At 47.5% G+C, this 22,391-nt stretch carries 23 protein-coding genes and 1 tRNA gene; 16 read left to right on the forward strand and 8 right to left on the reverse strand.

All coding sequences use genetic code 11. The features are described 5' to 3' along the window. Nucleotides 1-16: 16 nt before the first annotated feature. The gene (gene uvrA / locus ICN24_RS00355; RefSeq protein WP_216220610.1) at nucleotides 17-2,905 is read left to right on the forward strand and encodes an excinuclease ABC subunit UvrA; all 2,889 of its coding nucleotides are present in this window, start codon (nucleotides 17-19) and stop codon (nucleotides 2,903-2,905) included. Nucleotides 2,906-2,941: 36 nt separating this feature from the next. Here the strand turns inward: uvrA and ICN24_RS00360 are convergent, their stop codons facing one another. Beyond that, nucleotides 2,942-4,924, reverse strand: a complete 1,983-nt coding sequence (locus ICN24_RS00360; RefSeq protein WP_216220611.1) for a monovalent cation:proton antiporter family protein — start codon at nucleotides 4,922-4,924, stop codon at nucleotides 2,942-2,944. A gap of 11 nt (nucleotides 4,925-4,935) precedes the next feature. On the opposite strand from ICN24_RS00360, the gene ICN24_RS00365 reads away from it, so the two are divergent. From ICN24_RS00365 to rapZ, 9 genes are all read left to right on the forward strand, one after another. Next, entirely contained in the window at nucleotides 4,936-5,928 is a 993-nt protein-coding gene (locus tag ICN24_RS00365) for an SIS domain-containing protein (protein WP_216220613.1), read from the forward strand. A 23-nt stretch (nucleotides 5,929-5,951) separates the two neighbouring features. Further along, the gene (locus tag ICN24_RS00370) at nucleotides 5,952-6,524 is read left to right on the forward strand and encodes an HAD family hydrolase (RefSeq protein ID WP_216220615.1); all 573 of its coding nucleotides are present in this window, start codon (nucleotides 5,952-5,954) and stop codon (nucleotides 6,522-6,524) included. A gap of 3 nt (nucleotides 6,525-6,527) precedes the next feature. Further along, nucleotides 6,528-7,169, forward strand: a complete 642-nt coding sequence (gene lptC, locus ICN24_RS00375; RefSeq protein WP_216220616.1) for an LPS export ABC transporter periplasmic protein LptC — start codon at nucleotides 6,528-6,530, stop codon at nucleotides 7,167-7,169. Between the two features lie 10 nt (nucleotides 7,170-7,179). Further along, the gene (locus ICN24_RS00380) at nucleotides 7,180-7,731 is read left to right on the forward strand and encodes an LptA/OstA family protein (RefSeq protein WP_255532510.1); all 552 of its coding nucleotides are present in this window, start codon (nucleotides 7,180-7,182) and stop codon (nucleotides 7,729-7,731) included. Continuing rightward, a complete protein-coding gene (gene lptB / locus ICN24_RS00385) occupies nucleotides 7,728-8,489 on the forward strand; it encodes an LPS export ABC transporter ATP-binding protein (protein WP_216220617.1) in 762 nt (253 codons plus the stop codon). The genes ICN24_RS00380 and lptB overlap by 4 nt, the downstream gene beginning before the upstream one ends. 182 nt (nucleotides 8,490-8,671) lie before the next feature. Beyond that, nucleotides 8,672-8,995: a ribosome hibernation-promoting factor, HPF/YfiA family gene (gene hpf / locus ICN24_RS00390; RefSeq protein ID WP_215380707.1), complete on the forward strand. Its 324-nt coding sequence runs from the start codon at nucleotides 8,672-8,674 to the stop codon at nucleotides 8,993-8,995. Nucleotides 8,996-9,028: 33 nt separating this feature from the next. Next, a complete protein-coding gene (locus ICN24_RS00395; protein ID WP_216220618.1) occupies nucleotides 9,029-9,490 on the forward strand; it encodes a PTS sugar transporter subunit IIA in 462 nt (153 codons plus the stop codon). Next, nucleotides 9,490-10,476, forward strand: a complete 987-nt coding sequence (gene hprK, locus ICN24_RS00400; protein ID WP_216220619.1) for an HPr(Ser) kinase/phosphatase — start codon at nucleotides 9,490-9,492, stop codon at nucleotides 10,474-10,476. Before ICN24_RS00395 ends, hprK begins: the two co-directional genes overlap by 1 nt. Nucleotides 10,477-10,479: 3 nt before the next feature. Then, entirely contained in the window at nucleotides 10,480-11,370 is an 891-nt protein-coding gene (rapZ, locus tag ICN24_RS00405) for an RNase adapter RapZ (protein ID WP_216220620.1), read from the forward strand. Here rapZ and mutY read toward each other — a convergent pair. Both mutY and mutM read right to left on the reverse strand, forming a co-directional pair. Continuing rightward, a complete protein-coding gene (gene mutY, locus ICN24_RS00410; protein ID WP_216859871.1) occupies nucleotides 11,315-12,445 on the reverse strand; it encodes an A/G-specific adenine glycosylase in 1,131 nt (376 codons plus the stop codon). The genes rapZ and mutY overlap by 56 nt on opposite strands. Further along, on the reverse strand, nucleotides 12,445-13,281 hold the full coding sequence (gene mutM, locus ICN24_RS00415; protein ID WP_216220622.1) for a bifunctional DNA-formamidopyrimidine glycosylase/DNA-(apurinic or apyrimidinic site) lyase: 837 nt from the start codon (nucleotides 13,279-13,281) through the stop codon (nucleotides 12,445-12,447). The genes mutY and mutM overlap by 1 nt, the downstream gene beginning before the upstream one ends. Nucleotides 13,282-13,316: 35 nt before the next feature. Between mutM and ICN24_RS00420 the strand changes: the two genes are divergently transcribed. The 6 genes from ICN24_RS00420 (at nucleotide 13,317) to pth (ending at nucleotide 18,250) form a co-directional block, all read left to right on the forward strand. Beyond that, complete coding sequence (locus tag ICN24_RS00420) at nucleotides 13,317-14,804, forward strand: outer membrane lipoprotein LolB (protein WP_216220624.1); 1,488 nt, start codon at nucleotides 13,317-13,319, stop codon at nucleotides 14,802-14,804. Then, a complete protein-coding gene (ispE, locus tag ICN24_RS00425; RefSeq protein ID WP_216220626.1) occupies nucleotides 14,797-15,681 on the forward strand; it encodes a 4-(cytidine 5'-diphospho)-2-C-methyl-D-erythritol kinase in 885 nt (294 codons plus the stop codon). The genes ICN24_RS00420 and ispE overlap by 8 nt, the downstream gene beginning before the upstream one ends. Nucleotides 15,682-15,686: 5 nt before the next feature. Next, a tRNA-Gln gene (locus tag ICN24_RS00430) sits at nucleotides 15,687-15,763 on the forward strand. 54 nt (nucleotides 15,764-15,817) lie between these two features. Beyond that, a complete protein-coding gene (locus ICN24_RS00435) occupies nucleotides 15,818-16,783 on the forward strand; it encodes a ribose-phosphate pyrophosphokinase (RefSeq protein ID WP_216220628.1) in 966 nt (321 codons plus the stop codon). A 135-nt stretch (nucleotides 16,784-16,918) separates the two neighbouring features. Continuing rightward, nucleotides 16,919-17,563 carry a 50S ribosomal protein L25/general stress protein Ctc gene (locus ICN24_RS00440; RefSeq protein ID WP_216220630.1) on the forward strand — a complete coding sequence of 215 codons (645 nt, stop codon included), beginning with the start codon at nucleotides 16,919-16,921 and terminating at the stop codon, nucleotides 17,561-17,563. A gap of 96 nt (nucleotides 17,564-17,659) precedes the next feature. Beyond that, nucleotides 17,660-18,250, forward strand: a complete 591-nt coding sequence (gene pth, locus ICN24_RS00445) for an aminoacyl-tRNA hydrolase (protein WP_216220632.1) — start codon at nucleotides 17,660-17,662, stop codon at nucleotides 18,248-18,250. Here pth and ICN24_RS00450 read toward each other — a convergent pair. From ICN24_RS00450 to ICN24_RS00470, 5 genes are read right to left on the reverse strand one after another with little or no spacing between them, the layout of a single operon-like run. Continuing rightward, entirely contained in the window at nucleotides 18,247-18,513 is a 267-nt protein-coding gene (locus ICN24_RS00450; protein ID WP_216220634.1) for a YfhL family 4Fe-4S dicluster ferredoxin, read from the reverse strand. The genes pth and ICN24_RS00450 overlap by 4 nt on opposite strands. Before the next feature lie 16 nt (nucleotides 18,514-18,529). After that, entirely contained in the window at nucleotides 18,530-19,027 is a 498-nt protein-coding gene (gene coaD, locus ICN24_RS00455) for a pantetheine-phosphate adenylyltransferase (RefSeq protein ID WP_216220635.1), read from the reverse strand. Nucleotides 19,028-19,063: 36 nt separating this feature from the next. Next, the gene (gene rsmD, locus ICN24_RS00460) at nucleotides 19,064-19,681 is read right to left on the reverse strand and encodes a 16S rRNA (guanine(966)-N(2))-methyltransferase RsmD (protein ID WP_216222136.1); all 618 of its coding nucleotides are present in this window, start codon (nucleotides 19,679-19,681) and stop codon (nucleotides 19,064-19,066) included. After that, on the reverse strand, nucleotides 19,674-21,011 hold the full coding sequence (locus ICN24_RS00465) for a pitrilysin family protein (protein ID WP_216220637.1): 1,338 nt from the start codon (nucleotides 21,009-21,011) through the stop codon (nucleotides 19,674-19,676). The genes rsmD and ICN24_RS00465 overlap by 8 nt, the downstream gene beginning before the upstream one ends. Beyond that, on the reverse strand, nucleotides 21,011-22,375 hold the full coding sequence (locus ICN24_RS00470; protein ID WP_216220639.1) for a pitrilysin family protein: 1,365 nt from the start codon (nucleotides 22,373-22,375) through the stop codon (nucleotides 21,011-21,013). The genes ICN24_RS00465 and ICN24_RS00470 overlap by 1 nt, the downstream gene beginning before the upstream one ends. Between the last annotated feature and the right edge of the window lie 16 nt (nucleotides 22,376-22,391).

Genomic DNA, 22,391 nt, shown 5'->3' on the forward strand with positions numbered 1-22,391 from the left:
GTTACGCTAAAAAATCATGAATAACGAAATCAAAATCCGCGGTGCCCGCACCCATAACCTCAAAAACATCAATCTAGACATTCCTAGAGAGAAATTAGTCGTCTTGACTGGCCTATCCGGTTCCGGCAAAAGCTCGCTTGCTTTTGACACCCTATATGCTGAAGGTCAACGTCGTTACGTCGAGTCTCTCTCTGCATATGCGCGCCAATTTTTGCAGCTCATGGAAAAGCCAGATGTCGATACGATTGAAGGGCTCTCTCCTGCCATCTCGATTGAGCAAAAAGCGACTAGCCATAACCCGCGCTCTACTGTCGGTACGGTTACTGAAATTCATGATTACCTGCGCCTCTTGTTTGCTCGTGCTGGTACCCCACATTGCCCAGAACATGATCTGCCGTTAGAAGCACAAAGCGTTTCACAAATGGTCGACACCGTGTTGTCCATGCCGGAAGATACGAAGCTCATGATTTTGGCTCCTGTGGTCAGTGAGCGCAAAGGTGAGTTTGTGGATCTCTTTCAGGACCTGCAGGCACAAGGCTTTGTGCGCTTTCGCGTGCGCTCTGGTGGCGGTACTGCCAATGTTGCTAAAGCAGAAATTTTTGAAGTAGATCAATTACCAGCATTGAAGAAGAATGATAAGCACTCCATTGAAGTGGTGGTAGATCGCATTAAAGTTCGCCCTGATATTCAACAACGTCTTGCTGAATCATTTGAAACAGCACTGCGTCTAGCGGATGGCAAGGCCATGATTGTGGATATGGATACGGGCAAAGAGATGATTTTCTCGAGCAAGTTTGCTTGTCCAGTATGTTCGTATTCCCTACAAGAACTTGAACCACGCCTGTTTTCATTTAACAATCCGATGGGCGCCTGCCCCTCCTGCGATGGTCTTGGCCATCAATCATTCTTTGATCCTAAGCGCATCGTGGCGCATCCTGATCTTTCTTTGGCCTCAGGAGCAATCAAAGGCTGGGATCGCCGTAATCAGTTTTATTTCAAATTGCTACAGACCCTGGCCAAGCATGGCGGTTTTGATGTCGAGAAGCCATTTGAATCACTTTCCAAGAAACAACAAGACCTGATTCTCTTGGGGTCCGGAGACATCACTATTCCATTTGAATACATTAATGAGCGCGGTAAAAATAGCATTCGCGAACATGCATTTGAAGGTATTGTTGCCAATTTTGAGCGTCGTTATCGAGAGACCGATTCCGTAACGGTGCGTGAAGAGCTTTCTCGCTATCAAAACGTCCAAACCTGCCCCGAATGTAATGGCAGTCGTTTGCGTAAGGAAGCACGCTTTGTTAAAGTCGGCGATAAAAAACAATCCCGCGCCATCTATGAGATCAGTGCACTGCCACTCAAAGAAGCAAAAGAATATTTTGAGTCCCTTGAACTCAAAGGGGCAAAGCGTGAAATCGCCGATAAGATCGTTAAAGAAATTAGTGCGCGTTTGCGCTTCTTAAATGACGTTGGCTTAGATTACCTCTCTCTAGAGCGCAGCGCCGACACCTTGTCTGGTGGCGAAGCCCAGCGTATCCGCCTTGCTAGTCAAATTGGTTCTGGCCTAACCGGAGTGATGTACGTATTAGATGAACCCTCCATTGGCCTTCATCAACGTGATAACGATCGACTGATTGGCACCCTAAAACATTTACGCGATCTTGGTAATAGCGTCTTAGTGGTTGAGCATGACGAGGATATGATCCGCGCATCTGACTGGGTGATTGATATTGGTCCAGGAGCTGGCGTACATGGCGGTGAGGTGGTAGCAGAAGGAACGCCTGCGGAAGTAGAAGCCAATCCAAAGTCTTTAACTGGTGCTTATCTTGCTGGACGTGAAGCCATTGCAGTTCCAGAAAAACGCATTCCAGTGAATGATCGCTTTTTAGAAATCATTGGAGCGCGCGGCAACAATTTGCAATCGGTACACGCCAAAATTCCAGTCGGCCTATTAACCTGCGTTACCGGCGTCTCCGGCTCTGGAAAATCAACCCTCATTAATGACACCTTGCATCATGCAGTGGCACAACACCTTTATGGCTCGAACGCTGAACCAGCAGCCCATGACGCCATTAAAGGCTTAGAGCATTTTGACAAAGTCATTAGCGTTGACCAATCTCCGATTGGCAGAACCCCACGCTCAAATCCCGCTACCTATACAGGCCTATTCACCCCGATTCGTGAACTCTTTGCTGGTGTACCAGCATCGCGTGAACGTGGTTATGAAGCCGGGCGCTTCTCTTTCAACGTAAAAGGTGGTCGTTGCGATGCATGCGAAGGTGATGGCGTTCTCAAAGTGGAAATGCACTTCTTGCCAGACGTCTATGTACCTTGTGATGTCTGTCACGGTAAACGTTACAACCGCGAAACCTTAGACATTCGCTACAAAGGTAAGAATATTCACGAAGTGCTCTCGATGACTATTGAGCAAGCCCATGAATTCTTTGAAGCAGTTCCAGTTGTAAAGCGTAAGCTCAAAACACTCTTGGATGTGGGCCTTGGATATGTGAAGCTGGGGCAAAGCGCTACCACCCTCTCTGGGGGCGAAGCCCAACGCGTCAAGCTTTCTCTTGAACTTTCTAAGCGTGACACGGGCAGAACCTTATATATCTTGGATGAGCCAACAACCGGCTTACATTTTCATGACATTCAGTTGTTATTGACTGTGATTCAAACATTGAAAAAGCAGGGCAATACGATTGTCATCATTGAGCACAACTTGGATGTCATTAAGACTGCCGACTGGATTATTGATCTAGGCCCTAAAGGGGGTGCTGGCGGCGGTCAGATTATTGCTACCGGTACGCCCGAGGATGTTGCTAAAAATGAAGTGAGTTTTACTGGTCACTATTTAGCGCCATTACTTACTCGCAAATCTGCTCCTGCCAAGAAAAAGAAATAACAAAAGCAGAGCTAGTGAAGCGTTTTTAGGATGATCTCAGAGTAATTTAGCTTCTGCCAAATCGGTTGCTTCTGAATTGCCTGAGATCACCAAAATATCGTTAGCCTCTAAAGTCAATTCTGGCGTCAACACCAACTTGACGTAATCTGCGTTACGGCCCTTGCGACGCACCGCCTGAACGCTAACGCCTTCATTCTCCAGATGGAGATCTCCAAGGGTTTTTCCAACGGCCTGTGAGTTAGGCAATAAGGTAATGGAATGTAGGCGCCAAGATTCATTGGAGCCAAAATCATCATCGCTTGCCCCGCGGAAGTATCCCCGCAATAAGCTATAGCGCTCCTCGCGCGCAGTTGTAATCCGTCGCACCACCTTACGCATGGGGATGCCCATGATTAATAAGACGTGCGAAGCGATCATCAAACTGCCCTCAATCAACTCGGGAACGACTTCTGTAGCGCCGGCCGCTTGTAACTTAGCTATATCGGCATCATCTCGGGTGCGAACCAATACTGTCATGCCTGGTCGCAAATGCTCAACCTGACGAAGTACACGCAAGCTCGCAACCGTATCGGCATAGGTGATGACAACCGTTTTCGCTCTGGATAAGCCAGCAGCTACTAAATAGTTCTCGCGACTCGCATCACCATAAACAACATTGTCTCCAGCAGCAGCCGCTTCTTTGACGCGATCAGGATCCAAGTCCAAAGCAATGTAGGGGATTTTTTCCTGATCTAGCATCCGCGCCAAGCTTTGGCCAGAGCGTCCGAAACCACAAATAATCACATGGTTTTCATTGCGCACACTCTTAGATGCAACGCGTGTCAATGCGAGTGATTGCAACAGCCATTCATTACTAGAAAAGCGCATCGCAATTCGATCGCTGTATTGAATCAGGAATGGCGCGCAGAACATAGACAGCAACATGGCAGCAAGTACTGCTTGGCTTAAGGCAGGATCAATTAAGTCCAAGCCATCAATTTGATTTAATAAAACGAAACCGAATTCACCAGCCTGCGCTAAGCACAAGCCCGTTCTGATGGAGATGCCCGTACTCGAACCAAAGGCCCGAGATAACAAAGCAATCAGACCAAATTTAAAAATGAGGGGGCCGATTAAGAGCAACACCACCAACATCCACTGCGCATAGATCACGTGGAAATCAAGCAGCATGCCGATCGTAATAAAAAACAGTCCCAACAACACATCACGAAACGGTTTGACATCCTCTTCGACCTGATGTCGATAAGGCGTTTCAGAAATCAACATGCCTGCCAGAAATGCACCGAGCGCAAGCGATAAGCCAAAGTGCTCAGTTAAACCAGCCATACCCAAGACAATCAACAACAAATTGAGCATGAACAACTCTTGTGAGCGAAGCTTGGCCACCAATCTAAACCAGCGACTCATGAGCGTTTGCCCAATAAAGAAAATCAGCGCCAGCGCGACTGTAATTTTGATTGAGGCAGTAGTAAGAGCCAAGAAAAGATCTTTAGGATTTTTTCCTAAAGAGGGAAGCAAAATTAATAGGAAGACAACCGCTAAATCTTGGAAGAGTAAGATACCGACTACATTGCGACCATGCTCTGTTTCCAACTCCGATCGATCAGAAATGAGTTTGGTCACAATCGCTGTTGAGGACATGGCTAAAGCACCCCCCAAAGCAATCGCAGCCTGCCACGAAATGGGATACACCCAATTCATCAATAAACTGACTGGGACCGCCAGCAACATGGTTAACACGACTTGGCTGCCACCTAGACCGAAAACAATCGTGCGCATAGAACGCAATTTATGAAGATTGAATTCCAGGCCAATGGAGAACATCAAGAAAACCACCCCAAATTCAGCCAAATACTTGACGGTGGCAGAGTCGTTCGCCAAACCCAGGGCATTAGGCCCAATCAAGACGCCAATGGCCAAATAGCCCAAAATAGGGGGTAAGCCAAAATAGCGGAAAATAACCACTCCGGCCACACCTGAAGCCAAGAGAATGAGGGTTAATTGAAGGACTGACGGCATATACTTACTCGATGATAGCTAAGACTCGTGAACGTACCCTAAAGCTTGCACGCGACACCCTCTCTATTGAGGCTGCTGCACTGCAAACCATGCGTGATCGCCTTGAGGGTGTTAATGCTGACGCCCTAGTACATGCAGTAGAGCTACTGCATGGCTGCAAAGGCAGGATTGTGGTCTCTGGAATAGGCAAATCTGGGCACATCGCCCGCAAAATTGCAGCCACCTTTGCCTCCACTGGATCGCCAGCCTTTTTTGTACACCCAGCCGAAGCCAGTCATGGTGACCTAGGTATGGTGACTCGGGATGATGTCTTTGTAGCTCTCTCCAACTCTGGCGAAACCGAAGAGTTGCTCACGATTGTTCCAATCGTAAAAAGAACTGGCGCAAAGTTGATTGCCTTAACAGGCGCTCCGACTTCATCGCTTGCCAAATTAGCAGATGCGCACTTAGATACCAGCGTCGAGAAAGAAGCATGCCCCCTCAATCTCGCGCCCACCACTAGCACTACCGCTGCACTCGCCATGGGTGATGCTTTAGCGGTTGCCTTATTAGATGCTCGTGGCTTTCAGGCGGAGGATTTCATTCGCTCTCACCCAGGCGGTCGTCTGGGTCGCAAACAACTCGCACACGTCAGTGAAGTCATGCGTAGTTTTGAGGACACTCCAAAAATCTCTATTACAGCCAATCTACAAGAGGCTCTGCTAGAGATGACTGCCAAGCGTATGGGTATGGTTGTCACGCTAGATGACAAACAAAAAGTCTTTGGAATATTGACAGATGGTGATTTGCGCCGCTTATTAGAAAAGAGTACTGATTTAAGTGGCATCACTTTACAAAATGCCACCACATCTAGTCCCCGCACTATTCCACCAGAGCTTTTAGCTGAAGAGGCGATTGAGATGATGGAAAAACATCGCATCAATCACCTAGTAGTTACTGATCCAGACGGTCGTTTACTCGGCGCCTTGAATTTGCATGACCTCTTTGCGGCAAAAGTCATTTAATCCTCCTCAATTGTTTGAAACACATGCCTAGCGCCTTTAACGCCCACAATACCAACCCGCTATCCCAGCACCCACAAGCCTGGGAGCGTGCAGGAAACATCAAGTTGCTCGTACTGGATGTCGACGGCGTACTAACCAACGGTCAGGTATGGATTGGTGCTGACGGCAAAGAATCTCTCAAGGCATTTGATATCCAAGACGGACTTGGTATCAAATTGCTAGAGCAATCTGGCATACCGACTGTCATCATCACAGGCAGAAATTCAAAAATGGTATTAGCGCGTTGTGAAGAATTAGGAATTCAACACGTGCATATGGGCGTTGAAAACAAAGCAATTGCTCTGGCTGAAGTTCTCAAAACCCTCAAACTCACATCGAGCGATTGCGCTGTGATGGGTGATGATTGGCCAGATCTTGCGATGATGAAAAATGCAGGTTTAAAAATTGCCCCCGCACAAGCACATGAAGCCGTTAAAGAATTTGCTCACTTTGTCACCACCAAAGCCGGCGGGAACAGTGCAGTGCGTGAAGTATGTGATTTGATTTTGAAGGCGCAAAATCTCTACGGCCCTTTGCTGGATAAAGCACGTAACTAAGCAATGGATTTAAACCCTCAACATATCAAGCTCAGTATTGGGCGCACGCTACTGCGACTCATGCCTTTGATATTGATGGGCAGCCTAACACTGGCAACCTTTTGGCTTGTTCAAAAAAATACTCCGCCAGAAAGCTCAATGCTAGAACGCGTTCGCCTGCATGAGCCTGACTACATCATTCATGACGGCGCTCTTTCTGCCCTGAATGAACTAGGATCAACCAAATATAGAATTTTGGGCAACAAAGTAACTCACTACGACGATGATGCTTCGATTGACATCGAGACCCCACGGATGCGCCTCTTTCAACCAGATAAAGCCCCGGTAACCGTGAAATCTAATACCGGCCATTTGGATGGTGACCTCACCGTTTTGGAATTATTTGATAACGCCTCTATCTTTCGTCCGGCACAAGCAGCCACTGCGACAGAACCTGCAACCCTTCGTATGTTGGCCTCTTCTAGCTATTTCAAGGTACTGATCAACGACGACATCATTGAAACTGATAGGCCCATTACCCTAGAGCAGGGGATTTCCATCATGAATTCAACTGAAGGTGGAATTTTTAATAACATCCAACAAAGCATGACACTCTCAGGACAAGTTAAGGGTCGCATCGAACGTGCCCCTAGAACTGCGCAATAAAATAATGCATATGAGCAACTCTCTCAAGCCATGGATTATTTTGTGCGCCCTCACGCTGAGTCATCTCACGTTTGCTGAAAAAGCAGATCAAGACAAACCGATCATCCTCGAAGCAGAAAAAGTTTCAGTGAATGATGTTCAACAAAGCTACGATTTAAACGGACAGGTACTGCTGATTAAGGGCAGCATCATTGTGACTGGTGAAGATGGCCATATTCAAGTTGATCCTGAAGGTTATGAATTTGTTGACGTCAAAGGTAGCCCTGATACCGCTGCCACCTTTAGACAGCGCAGAGAAGGTCCTGCAGATGAATACATGCATGGACGAGGCACCCAAGTCAGCTATAACGCCAAAACTGAAGTGCTCACCATTACCGGTGACGCTAGCCTCAAACGCTCTTTGAATATGCAAATGCTTGACCAGCTTCAGGGTTGGAAAATTGAGTACGACGACATCACAGAACGCTACCGAGTGACACCGCCTGCTAATACAAAGCCAGAAGACCTCCCCTTAGCTAGAGCCATCCTTTCACCCAGACGAAAAGCTACACTAGAGAAATGACAACGGATTCCACCAACAACACCGCCACGCTCAGTGCCCATAATTTACAAAAGCGCTATGGCTCAAGAACCGTTGTGCGGGATGTTTCCGTTCAAGTGAAATGCGGCGAAGTCGTTGGACTATTAGGTCCGAATGGTGCTGGCAAAACAACTTCTTTCTACATGATTGTTGGCCTGGTTCCACTCGATGGCGGTCGCATCATCCTAGATGGAACGGATATCACCCACTTGCCCATTCATGAGCGCGCCCGCATGGGCTTGTCATACTTACCTCAAGAAGCCTCTGTTTTTAGAAAACTGAATGTCGCTGAAAATATCCAAGCCGTACTTGAGCTTCAGGTTCAAGGCGGAAAGCCATTATCCAAAGGGGAAATCGCTGATCGCTTAGATGAGCTCTTAGGCGAACTCCAAATTAGTCATTTACGAAACAATCCAGCCTTATCGCTTTCTGGTGGCGAACGCCGTCGCGTTGAGATTGCCAGAGCACTAGCCTCTCAACCAAAATTCATCTTGTTGGACGAGCCATTTGCAGGCGTTGACCCTATTGCTGTTGGGGAGATTCAACGTATTGTTCGCTTTTTACGTGACCGTCAGATTGGCGTCCTCATTACCGACCATAACGTTCGGGAGACCTTGGGCATCTGTGATCACGCCTACATCATTAGCGAGGGAAGCGTGCTGGCAGAAGGTAAGCCTGATCAAATTATTCAAAACGATGCCGTACGCAGAGTCTATCTGGGCGAAAACTTCCGCATGTAAGCGGGATCAGGATTTGCCCGAATTTCATTAATAAAAATGCTTTCCCTCTTGGTTTTCGGCAAATTCGCTGATACGCTGGAGGCTCATGGTTCACTTTCCAAAAAAAACTGCTAAATCTTCATAGGGGCTAACTGCGCACCCCGGGTGTTCGCCTGCGCACGCTTTGATAAAAGGAGTTGCTAATGAATTTAAAAATTAATAGCCGTCATGTCGAAGTTACCCCAGCCATGCGTACGCACCTGGAGGCCGGCTTAGCTAAAATTCGTAAGCACTTCGACCACGTGATTGACGCTTCTGCCTTTTTGGTCGTCGACAATGCCAAGGAAAAGGATCTGCGTCAAAGCGCTGAGATCACCATTCACCTCAAAGGCAAGGAATTATTTGCCGAAGCCCACAACGCAGACCTATATCACGCCATGGATGCCGTGGTCGACAAACTGGAGCGTCAGGTTGTTAAACACAAAGAAAAAATCCAAGATCACCATCACGAAAAGCATTTTGAGTGATTACCCCCGTCAGGACACCTATAATCATTTGTAATGAATGCCCTGACCAATCTTTTTACTCCTGACTGCATTGCATTAGATAACCCAGCCAAAAACCGGGCTGATGCATTTGCAGCTGCAGGAGCACTCTTTGCCAAGAAAATCGGCATTGACTCAAACGCAGTTGTGGAATTCCTGAACGCGCGTGAAGATCTCGGCTCAACCGCACTAGGAGCGGGTGTTGCAATCCCTCACGGGCGGGTTAAAGGCTTAAAGCAACCTGCCGCTGCCTTTATGAAACTCAAGGATCCTATTGAATTTGCTGCGCCCGATGGCGAGCCTGTTTCTATCTTGATTTTTTTATTGGTCCCTGAAAAAGCCACGCAACAGCATCTAGAGATTCTTTCCTCTATTGCCCAACTCTTATCTGACTCAGATACGCGTAGTACCCTAACTTCTGCGCATGACCCAGAAAAGGTTTGTGAGCTACTTCAACAGTGGGGTCCAGCTAAGTGATGACGCAACCCCTCCTGCTAGATGGCGTAACCGCACAGCAGATTTTTGACGACAATGTTTCTGATCTAAAACTTTCTTGGATCGGCGGTCTTGAAGGTGCAGACCGAACCTTCCCGCCAGAAGCAGTCAAAGCAGCTGCAGCCAGTTCTGACCTAGTAGGTCACTTGAATTTGATTCACCCAAGCCGTATCCAAATTTTTGGCGAGCAAGAGGTTGACTATCATGCTGCGCTTGAGCCCAAGCAGAAACAAGAGCAAATTGCGAGCCTGATTTCTAAAACGCCGCCTTGCGTGATTGTGGCTGATGGTAAAGCTGCCGATCCAGATCTACAGCTTTTTTGCCAACGCTCTTCTACACCCCTCTTTACAACCGCGATCTCTGCTGCGGAAGTCATTGACCACCTACGCACTTACTTAACCAAAATTGGCGCCCCACAAATTACGATGCACGGGGTATTTATGGATATTTTGGGTTTAGGCGTTTTACTTACCGGTGAATCCGGCCTTGGTAAAAGTGAATTGGGTTTGGAATTAATTTCTCGTGGGCATGGCTTAGTAGCTGACGATGCGGTTGATTTTGCGCGCCTGGGGCCGGACTACATTGAAGGTCGTTGCCCAGTGATCTTGCGTAACCTTTTAGAGGTACGCGGGTTGGGCCTGCTCGATATCCGTACTATTTTTGGCGAGACTGCTGTCCGTCGCAAACTAAAGTTACGCCTGATTGTCCAACTGGTTCGCAGAACCGATGGTGAGTTTGAGCGCCTGCCATTAGAGGCACAACACATCGATGTACTTGGTATCCCTATTCGTACCGTCAAAATCCAAGTGGCTGCTGGCCGCAACTTGGCCGTTCTGGTAGAAGCTGCCGTCCGAAATACGATTTTGCAATTACGCGGCATTGATACGCTGAAAGAATTCATTGAGCGCCAGCGCGTTCAAATGAATGCAGAGGCCGACTCAATCAAGTCCCAAGGTCGTCTACTTTAAGTTATGCAAATTAATCTGATTACCGGAATCTCAGGCTCGGGTAAATCAGTTGCCCTGCGGGCTTTTGAGGATGCAGGTTATGACTGTGTTGATAACCTTCCGGTATCACTCTTAGAAAATCTCATTAGTACTCTTGCAAAAGAGAATAGCGAACGCGTAGCTGTTGCCATTGATGCGCGCCGGGGTCAGTCCATTGCCGACCTTCCCTCCATTTTGGAAAATCTACGCCGCAACCATCAGGTGCGAGTCGTTTTCCTCAATGCGGATACCAATACCTTGGTTCAGCGCTTTTCCGAAACACGGCGTAGACATCCCTTATCCAGCAACTCTAAAGAAACCCAATCGGCTACCCTGATTGAGGCAATTGATAAAGAACGTAATCTGCTTGAGCCCCTGCGCGCCCAAGCGCATAGCATTGATACCAGCAACCTGCCTGCGCATGCGCTGCGCTCGTGGATTCAAGATTTACTAAAAGATAAACCTGTTGGCTTAACGGTGATTTTTGAATCGTTTGGATTTAAAAAAGGGGTTCCAAGCGAGGCAGATTTAGTCTTTGATGTTCGCTGTCTACCAAACCCCCATTACGATAAAGTCTTAAGACCGCTCACAGGTAACGACAAGCCCGTAAAAGAGTTCCTGGAAAAAATTCCAGAGGTTGTCAGCATGGAGAGTGACATTACTCAATTTATCGATAAATGGCTGCCGCACTATATTGCTGATGGACGGAGTTATTTGACTGTTGCTATTGGTTGTACTGGTGGACAACATCGTTCTGTCTATCTTGTGAACCGAATTAGCGAACACTTCCGCGCGCAAAAAGAATTAATCTCGCTACAGATTAATTTTTTAGACCGTCACCGCGAACTAGACTCAATCCCTGCAACAAAACTTTAATCGGTTGTGGCAAGCCGTAACGGCCCAACTGGGCTAAAGGAATCCACTGAAAATCAGCCCCCAAGGGAGCAACAGGTTGATTCATTTCCACCACCCAAATATGCATCCACAAGCGCCGATGGGTAAAAACATGCTTCACATCAGCATGCCGCTCAAAGCGTTTACAGGCTTTCACCCAAGCCGAAGCCTTCTCTGTCGGCATCGTGATTTCCACTAACTCCTTTAGGTTGGGCGTATTGCGCTGACTCAGGTCGCTTTTAGGCTCCCAGGGAGTCTCAGGCAGCGACCATAAGCCGCCCCAAATGGCTTTGCTGGCACGCTTTTGCAACAGAATGGCATTCCCGGATCGAATCAGGAGCATTTCACAATCAAACTCGGGTGATTTTGCTTTGATGGTTTTGTGCGGCAGAGTAAGCACTTGATCACTTAAGTTAGCTTGGCATTCTTTTTCAAATGGGCATCTTTTCTCGCCACTTAAACAAACTGGCTTACGAGCAGTACACCAGGTAGCACCAAAGTCCATTAACGCTTGCGTATAGACCGGCATATCTTTTGGCTTACTCGGCAATAATTCATCAGCGATCTGCCATAAACGATCATTAACAGCCTTATCTTGGATGGCGCCCTCTACGGCGAAGAGGCGCGCCAAAATCCGTTTGACATTGGCATCGAGAATCGGTGCTCTTTTATGAAAAGCAAACGCGGCAATAGCACCAGCAGTAGAACGTCCAATGCCTTTTAGTTGCTCCAGTAACTTTGGATCACTCGGAAATACGCCTTCATAGTCACTCATTACCTGCTGCGCACAGGCATGTAAATTTCTCGCGCGTGAGTAATATCCCAAACCCGCCCACTCAGCTAACACCTCATCAATATTGGCTGCAGCTAATTTTTTAACATTCGGAAAACGTTTTATAAAGCGAGGGTATCGCTCAAGAACAGTCGCAACTTGGGTTTGCTGCAACATAATCTCAGACACCCAGACGGCATAGGGATCTCGATTCCCCTGCCAAGGCAAGCCTGATCGCCCACTCTGTCCATGCCAAGCAATCAGCTTTTGCGAGAAAGTACTCATCAGCGCTTTTGACACACTGGACAAAAATACGTAGAACGCTGCCCTTGCACAATTTGTTTGATGGGCGTTTTGCATACCTTGCAAGGTTGATCCTTGCGGTCATACACCTTGGTCTGCACCATGAAGTGCCCAGGATCGCCATCGCTATTCACAAAATCTTTTAAAGAGCTGCCGCCTGCATCGATGGCTTTTTTCAAAATCAATCTGACTGCAGCAGCTAAGCGTACGCATTGTGGTCGCGTGAGCTTGCCAGCAGCTTTTGCTGGATGAATGCCCGCCTCGAATAAGCTCTCAGAGCAGTAAATATTGCCCACACCCACTACCGCCTGTCCAGCCAATAAAAATTGCTTAACGGCAACGCTCCGCTTTCGAGAAGCGTCGTATAAAAGTTGTGCGCCTTGTTCGCTAGCAAAGCCAGGAGAGAAAGGTTCAATACCCAGTTTTTGCAACAGCGGATTTTGATCGATCGGCCCTTTGCTATGGGGGTGCCATAAAACGGCTCCAAATTTACGAGGATCGTGCAGACGTAAGCTCAACTTCGCAAACTCAAAGGTAACCCGATCGTGCAACTTCAAGGGTTCTGAGAGTGGCAATACTCGCAAGGTTCCAGTCATCCCCAAATGAATCAGCAAATGGCCTGTATCTAGCTCTATAAGCAAATACTTCCCACGCCGCTCAATAGAGTGGACTTTTTGCCCTGGCAAGAGTTTCGATAAATTGCTAGGGACGGGCCAACGCAGACGTCCATCCAGAATTTTGACCGCAGTAATGCTGCGCCCCAAAAGATGGGGGGCAATTCCTAATTTCGTGACCTCTACTTCTGGAAGTTCTGGCATGAAGCAATTGTAGATTCGCGGATTAGAATGTGCTTATGAGCAAATTCACACTTAAATCCTTTTTGCGGGGTTTATTCATCGGCACCCTCACCCTGGGGGCAGGCTTTTCTGGACAACTCTTTGCCCAGGCCAATGGGATGCAAACGGGAGAGGCGGTGTTTGAAGTGCTGGCTTCCGAAATCGCTTTGCAGCGCGGAGAGGCCGGCCTGGCGTACAGCACCTATATGGAAATGGCCCGCCAATACAAAGACCCCCGCCTTGCACAAAGGGCAATGGAGATCGGGATTGCGGGTGGCTCACCCAATTTGGCCCTCCAGGCCGCCCAAGAGTGGGACAGTCTTTCACCAGCCTCACAAACAAAACCAAAAGAAGTATTAATCACCTTGCTGGCCTTGAGTAATCGCTGGCCTGATACCGTTAAACCAGCGATCGCATTACTGAGCCAACAAACTCCAGCGCAACAAGAAAATACCTTGTTGCAGTTACAAACTTTGCTAGGCAAAGCAAAAGATGAGTCAGAAGCGCTCCGCTCCTTTTATGCCATTGCCTCCACTGTCAAAGTTTCTCCAAAGGATCCTGGTCTGCTATACACCTATGCCATGTCCGCTGAAAAAGTGGGACGCCTGGATGTGATGGAGAAATCCTTGCGAGAAATTTTGCGTAAAAATCCAAACGACGTAAATGCACTAAATGCACTCGGTTACTCCCTAGCAGATCGCAACCTGAAATTATCGGAAGCGTTTGCATTGATCAGCAAAGCCCATCAGCTTTCGCCAAAAGACGCTTTTATTTTGGATAGCTTAGGGTGGGTGAATTTTCGACTTGGTAAAAATGCATTGGCATTGGAACAATTGCAGCAAGCATTCAATCTGTCTCCACAAGCTGATATTGCTGCACACGAGGGCGAAGTGTTGTGGGCCATGAACCGCAAAACTGAGGCCGAAGAAATTTGGCGCCAAGGTCAAAAATTAGATGCAAATAACCCGACACTACAAGAAACACTGAAGCGTCTCAAGCCAGACTGGACCAGCTCTGAGCAAGCAAAGACGGGCTCATGGGACGGTCGCTTTGCGGTAAAAGTCATCGGCATCACAGATACCCAAAATCAGGGCGGATCGGGTGGCTTTACGTTGACGCAAGATCAGCTGAAGGACATCTTAGAGATTCGTAACCCGATGGGTGGATCCATTGCAAAAATTACGATCACTCCTGGTGAAGCTACATTAGAGCGTGATGGTCAAGTAGTTACTGCGGTTGATGCGGATACCTTAATTCAAAATACTTTGGGACTTCCATTGCCAGCGCGCGGCCTCTCTAATTGGCTCAGAGGAGAAGTCAGACCAGGTAGCGAAGCAAGCGTGGAACGCAATGCAAAAGGCCAAGTAAGCAAAATCATTCAAGATGGTTGGAGCCTGGCATACAGCTGGGGCAATAACAATCGTTTAGAGAAATTAACCATGACTCGATCTTCAAACATTGGATCGATCGATATCCGTCTTGTCTTTGATCAAGCGAATGAGTGAAGCGTATTTTCAGTCTCTGACACTTCGCTCACCAGCAAAGATCAATTTATTTCTGCACATTGTTGGGCAACGTGCAGATGGTTACCACTTGCTTCAATCTGTTTTTCAGCTCATCGATTGGTGTGACACCCTCACCCTCAAGGCGATTCCTGAAAATGAAATTCGCCGAATTGGGCCTATTGAAGGCGTTCCAGCAGAGCAGGATTTGGTAGTCAGGGCTGCAAAATTATTAAAAGATTTTTGCAAGCTTGATTGTGGGGTAGAGATTGGTCTGTATAAGGAAATTCCCATGGGCGCTGGACTGGGGGGAGGCTCATCTGATGCAGCAAGCACCCTAATCGGCCTAAACGCTCTCTGGAATCTACATCTGAGCAAAGAGATACTCTGCGAACTGGGCCTCAAGCTTGGGGCAGACGTGCCATTTTTCATTTTTGGGAAAAACGCATTTGTCGAAGGGATAGGGGAGAAAATCCAAGAAATTTCCCTAGAAAATCATGACTTTTTGGTGATCTTTCCCAATCAGGGCATCCCCACTGTACGAATTTTTCAAGACCCTCAATTGACCCGAGACCATGCTCCGATTACAATTGATGGCTTTCTTGCATCGTCGCCCTTAAATCAAACCAATGATTGTCAGGCGGTAGCGATGCGGATTTGTCCTGAAGTGAAGCAAGCTTTGGATTGGATTGGCCAAGCAGTACCGGGCTCCGTGCCTCGTATGTCTGGCTCCGGAAGTAGCGTTTTTGCCGTCTTAGAACCTAAGACCGACCTCGCAAAACTGGAAAATCTTCTACAAAATCTTCCTAAAGGGTGGATAGGTCGGGTTGTTCGGGGGCTAAATAAAAATCCCGCTTACAATTTGATTTCTTCAGATTGATCCGTAGGGGAATCGCCAAGCTGGTTAAGGCACTGGATTTTGATTCCAGCATGCGAAGGTTCGAATCCTTCTTCCCCTGCCAAACACTGTAGAAACGACAAAGATAACCTTTTGACCCTACAAAACCCTTAAGACCATGTCCTCCACAAACTCTGATTTATTGACTTTATTTACAGGTAACGCAAATCCGGTTTTGGCTGAGGCTGTAGCCAAAGAGCTCAAGCTGCCAATGGGCAAAGCTTTTGTAGGTCGTTTCTCAGACGGTGAAATCCAAGTAGAAATTCAAGAAAACGTTCGCGGCAAAAACGTCGTTGTCATCCAATCAACCTGTGCACCAACCAATGACAGCTTGATGGAGCTGATGATCATGATCGATGCCCTAAAGCGAGCATCTGCCAGCCGCATCACAGCAGTTATTCCTTACTTTGGTTATGCCCGTCAAGACCGTCGTCCACGCTCAGCGCGTGTTGCGATCTCAGCCCGCATTGTTGCAAATATGCTTCAATCCGTTGCCGGTATTGAGCGAGTCCTCACCATGGACCTTCACGCCGACCAAATCCAGGGCTTTTTTGATATCCCTGTAGACAATATTTATGCCTCACCAGTTTTACTGGCTGACTTACAAGCGCAAAAGACCCAAAAAGACCTCATTATTGTTTCCCCAGACATTGGTGGCGTAGTACGCGCCCGCGCAATGGCCAAGCAACTGGGTACTGATTTGGCGATTATTGATAAACGTCGTCCCAAGGCGAACGTTTCTGAAGTAATGCATCTGATTGGTGAAGTAGAAGGCCGTCACTGCGTCATCATGGATGACATCATTGATACCGGCGGAACCCTCTGTAAGGCCGCTGAGGCGCTTAAAGAGCGTGGCGCTAAGGGTGTTACTGCCTACTGCACTCACGCCGTGCTTTCAGGCGGTGCTGTAGCCCGTATTGCAGCCTCCCAATTGGATGAACTCGTCGTTACCGACACCATCCCATTGACTGCAGAAGCATCAAAAGTCAGCAAAATACGTCAATTGACCGTTGCTCCACTGCTGGCCGAGACCCTGTCGCGCATCAGCAAGGGCGATTCAGTCATGTCCATGTTCGCCGAATAAGCCAAAAAACACCGTTTTACCCCGTTTTTTGGCAGTTTTGAGGCGTTTGTAGGCAAAAACCTCCATTCCCACGATATAATCGAAGGCTTTTCTGTTTGGTCGCGAACGGAAATTAACCTTTAAAGGGAATTAAATATGAAAGTTGTAGCCTTTGAAAGAAGCGTACAGGGAACGGGTGCGAGCCGCCGTCTGCGCAATTCCGGAAAAACTCCGGGAATCGTTTACGGTAGTAAAGATCCAGCCTTGGTCATTGAGTTAGACCATAACGCCTTATTCCATGCTCTCCGTAAAGAAGCATTTCACTCATCCATTTTGGATTTGGAAATCAGTGGCAAAACACAAAAAGTGTTGTTGCGTGATTACCAAATGCATCCATTTAAACCATTAGTTTTGCACATCGACTTCCAGCGCGTTTCTGCGACTGAAAAAGTTCACATGCGCGTTCCACTGCACTTCACTAATGCTGAAACTTCAGCCGCTGTGAAATTGCAAGGTGCCGTCATCAGCCACATCGTCAATGACATCGAAGTATCTTGCTTACCAGCAGATTTGCCAGAGTTCATTGAAGTGGACTTGAGCAAAATTGAAGTGGGTCACTCTGTTCATGCCAAAGACCTCAACCTACCTAAAGGTGTTTCTTTGGTGTTGCACGTTGAGCAAGAGAACCCAGTGATTGCAAATGCTCGTGTTCCAGCTGTTAAAGCTGCTGAGACTGAAGAAGCGGCTCCTGCGGCAGCTCCAGCAGCCGCTCCTGCTGCCGAAGCAAAGGACAAGGCTTAATTTATTAAGTCAACTTGTTTGCGAAATAAAGCCCGCGCAAGCGGGCTTTATTTTTTCTCTTTTGTATAAATGCTTGTATATCTTTAAACTCTGGACATGACTAAATTAATTGTTGGCCTTGGCAACCCAGGAGATGAGCATGAGGAAGATCGGCACAACGCTGGCTTCTGGTTTGTCGACGCCTTGGCAAAACAATTGAATGCGCGCTTTGAATCCGAAAAACGCTTTCATGGAAAAGTAGCGAAAGGTAAATGGGAGGGGGAGGACCTCTTCCTACTCAAACCAAGCACGTATATGAATCTTAGCGGTCAAGCAGTAGGCGCTCTATGTCGCTTCCACAAAATCCTGCCTGCAGATATTTTGGTGGTTCAAGATGAGCTGGATCTGAAACCAGGCACCGCCCGTATTAAATTAGGCGGCGGTACCGGCGGCCACAATGGATTGAAAGATATCCAAGCCCACCTAGGAACGCCGAACTATTGGCGCCTTCGTTTAGGCATTGGTCATCCCCGAGATTTGGCGGGAGAGGGTCGCCCTATGGATGTTGCTGACTATGTTTTACGCAGACCCCAGTTGGGCGAACAAAAACAGATTGATGCGAGCATTGAAAATGGTTTGCAAATTCTGCCCCTATTTCTCAAGGGCGATACGCAAGCTGCCATGATGGAGCTGCACTCCAAAGGCTAAGTTAAATTAGTCTTTTTGCTGGCTGTTAACAGCTTGAATTTCACCATGAGCTGCTCTTGTGTCTCGGTATGTGCTGGATTAAATGGAATGCAGTCGACCGGACATACCTGACGGCACTGAGGAGCGTCATAATGCCCTACGCATTCGGTGCACTTGTCGGGATCAATCTCATAGATCTCTAAACCCATATAGATTGCATCGTTAGGGCATTCTGGCTCGCAGACATCACAGTTGATGCACTCATCGGTAATCATTAAAGCCATGTTTTAAGCAAGCACCTTACTTATTTGCCGCATTAGCAATGGCAATCTTTTGAACAAGCCATTTTTCCACTGATGGGAAAACAAACTTACTCACATCGCCACCCATTAAGGCGATTTCACGTACAAATGTTCCTGAAATAAATTGATACTGATCAGATGGGGTCAAGAATAATGTTTCGACATCCGGCAAAAGATAGCGGTTCATACCGGCCATCTGGAACTCATACTCAAAGTCAGAAACAGCGCGTAAGCCACGCACAATGACGCGCGCATTATGTTCACGGGCAAAGTCTTTTAATAGGCCATCAAAGCCAACAACCTTCACATTGGAGTAGTGCCCCAATACTTCCTTGGCAATGGCAATGCGCTCATCTAGCGTGAAAAAAGGATGCTTGCTGCGACTAGAAGCCACGCCCACAATCAGCTCGCTAAAAATACTGGATGCTCGACGCACCAAATCCTCGTGACCACGAGTCAGCGGGTCAAATGTTCCAGGGTAGACGGCAACAGTCATAAATCTCCTAAGGCTTTATCAGCTACAGGCAAGAGTTTAGCCCCTTCTACCCCGAAATAGACAAGCTTTTACCTGGCCAGCCTCTAAGTATTTTCCACAATGCCAGGAGGGTAAGAGCGCTTCAATCTCCTCTCGCTGCCGAGTCGCTGGAAATTCAACATAAATGCCGCCACCAGTAGCGTCATCACAGACCCTGCCAGCCTCAAGTACAGCCCGGTCTAGTAAAGAGGCGTCTTGAAAGGGTGGGTCAATAAAAATGAGATGACTTGATTGATCTGGGAGGCGCTTTAAAAACTCAATACTATCCCCATGAATCAGCTCGACCTTGCCAGGAACAGGAGAAGACTGCAACAAGGAAAAATTCCTTTGGAGGTTTGTGTGGGCTTTTTTATCTCGCTCAATGAGAACCACCTCACTTGCTCCACGAGAAGCGGCTTCAAAACCTAAGGCGCCAGTGCCAGCAAATAAGTCGAGGCACTTCAGACCTGTTAAGTCCTGCCCCAGCCAATTAAATAGCGTCTCCCGAACACGATCTGTGCTTGGTCGTAAACCCGGCAAATCTAATACCGACAAGAGACGACTTCTCCAAGCGCCCCCAATAATGCGCACTTTTTTGGGAGGCTCTGCCTTGAATAGCTTTGCGGGCTTATTTATTTTGAGCCCCTAAGACCACAATTTTCATGCGATCCATTGCTAAATATTTTTGGAATGCGGCACGCACTTGATCCAAGGTCACCGCATCTACTTGTTTGGTCCAAGTTTCCATAGTGTCTAGAGGCAAATCATTCCAGACAATTGCTGACACGTTATCTAATAATTTACGATTGTTATCAATGCGCAATGGATAGCCATTAATGAGATTTGCTTTCGCCGCAGTAAGCTCAGAAACCGTAGGTCCATCAGCGATAAATTTTTCAATTGTGCTACTCATCACCTCGAGAGCCAAAGCACTTTGATCACCCTTTGTTTGCAAACCGGCCTGAAAGATGCCATTGTCTTTGCCAGGTGCAAAATAACTAAAAACACTATAGGCTAGACCACGCTTCTCACGCACTTCGCTCATCAGGCGCGATACAAAACCACCTCCACCCAATACATAGTTGCCAACCAGCAAAGGGAAGTAATCTGGGTTATTGCGTGCCACCGCCGTCATGCCCATGGCAATGTGTGCCTGCTGAGAATCAAAGGGGATTTGCACCTCACGCTGCGCAAGCGGCTCAATCGGGGAGCGTTGCAGTTGAGGTAATGCTGGTATCGCCGGGCCCGAATCAGGTATCTTTTTTAAAAGCACTTGAACTATCTCATTGGCTTGCGCTTGATCTACATCACCCACAATACTGATTTGCATGCGATCGCCGCGATAAAACTGCTGATGAAATCGCATTAAATCAGCAACAGTAATCGAGCTGATTGATTTAGGGGAAGGAGTCTGTGCCAATGGATAGCTACCGTAAACCATTTTTTTGAAACGGCGCTCTAATACATATTCTGGTTTTGTTTCAGCCTCTAGCAAGCCCGTAATCGTTCTTTGCTTTTCACGTGCCACGATATTGGCGTCGTAAGTGGGGGCGCCTAACATCGTTGATGCCAATTGCACGGCCCTATCTCGCAAATCTTTTCTACTGAGAGTCCGTATACGCAAAATGGCACGCTCGCCACTAACAGAAAATCCAATGCTAGCTCCCAAATCAGCGATCTCATCGGCGATTTGCGCTTCATTCAATAAACCCTTATCGCTGCGCGCCCCATAGCTCATCAGGCCTGCAGTTAGATCTGCCAGACCGCTCTTACCCAGAGGGTCGTAGCGATCGCCAGCATCAATACTGACCTCAATATCGACCATCGGCAGGGCCTGGGTTTGAACCAAGTGGGCCTTGGCGCCTTTATAAGCCTCTAACTTTTCGATTGGCAGGATGGCTTGTGCATGAGTGCATATGCCCAGCGTAATAAAGCAGATAGCAATGATGCGATTGAAGGTGCTCATTATTTACCTTCCTTGCCTACCAAATTACGCGCCTGCGGATCTAACACTGCAATGGTCAAACCCTCATCCAATAAATATTTTTGTGCGACTGCTTGCACTTGCTCAGGAGTAATCGTTTGCATCTTTTCAAGCATATAGTCGATGTCTCTCCAAGAAAATCCTGCCATCTCAGTGCTACCAATTTCCATGGCCTGACCAAAAATAGAATCACGTTTGTAAATTTGCTCAGAAAGAATGCGCACTTTAATTCGTTTGAGCTCAGACTCCAAGATGCCTTTTTGTTTTAGTTCTTCGAGGGCTTTACGAATACTCGCTTGGGCTTGAGCCACTGATTTTCCCTTAGCCATCGTTGCGCTAATTTGAAATAATTCAGGTCCACGAGAAATCATGTCGTAACCAACGCCCACATCATTGACTACCTTTTCTTGCTTAACCAAGACTCGATTCAGGCGAGCGTTGTCATAGCCATCCAATACCGCCGTCAGTAATTCCAAGGCATAGGGCTCGGGGTTATCTAGCTTGCCAGGCTCAAGACGAGGCACTTTCCAGGCCATGGTAATTTGCGCACTATCGGCTGGCGCCTTTACCTGAACCTGTTTAATACCTTTTTGTGGTGGCTCAATCTGAGGCTTACGTACCGGCAACTCTTGTGCAGCATGCACGCCATAATATTTCTCCACACTGTCCAATACTTGCTTGGCATCCACATCACCGGTAATGACCACTATTGCATTATTGGGTTTATACCAACTGCGATACCAATCCCGCGCATCACTAGGCTTCATATTTTGTAAGTCATTCATCCAACCAACCACCGGATGTCGATATGGCGAGCTCATATACGCAGTTGCCATTAAAGACTCATTGAGCAGACTGTTAGGATTATCTTCAGTGCGCAAACGACGCTCTTCTATTACCACCTGAATTTCTTTGAAGAACTCAGCATCATCAAAATTTAAATTTGACATGCGGTCTGCCTCTAGCTTCATGACATCGTCCAATTTGGACTTTTCAATCTGCTGAAAATACGCGGTGTAATCGCGGGAAGTAAATGCATTTTCTCGTCCGCCTACTGCGGCGACCAAACGAGAAAACTCACCGGCCTTTACTTTTTCAGTCCCTTTGAACATCATGTGCTCAAGAACGTGGGCTACACCAGTACGTCCATTGGTTTCATCCATAGAGCCAGCGCGATACCAAACCATATGCGCCACTGTGGGAGCGCGATGGTCCTCCCGGACAATCAATTTCAGGCCGTTACTTAATAAAAATTCATGGGTATCCGCCTGATCTTTCGCCATAGCCCAAGGTGATTGGGCAAACAACAAAAATAGGAAGGAAATTCGGAGTAAATTGGAGCGCATCTGCTAAATCACCATA

Origin of the sequence: Polynucleobacter sp. UK-Kesae-W10 (genome assembly GCF_018881575.1) — a bacterium.
In the GTDB taxonomy this organism is placed as follows: domain Bacteria; phylum Pseudomonadota; class Gammaproteobacteria; order Burkholderiales; family Burkholderiaceae; genus Polynucleobacter.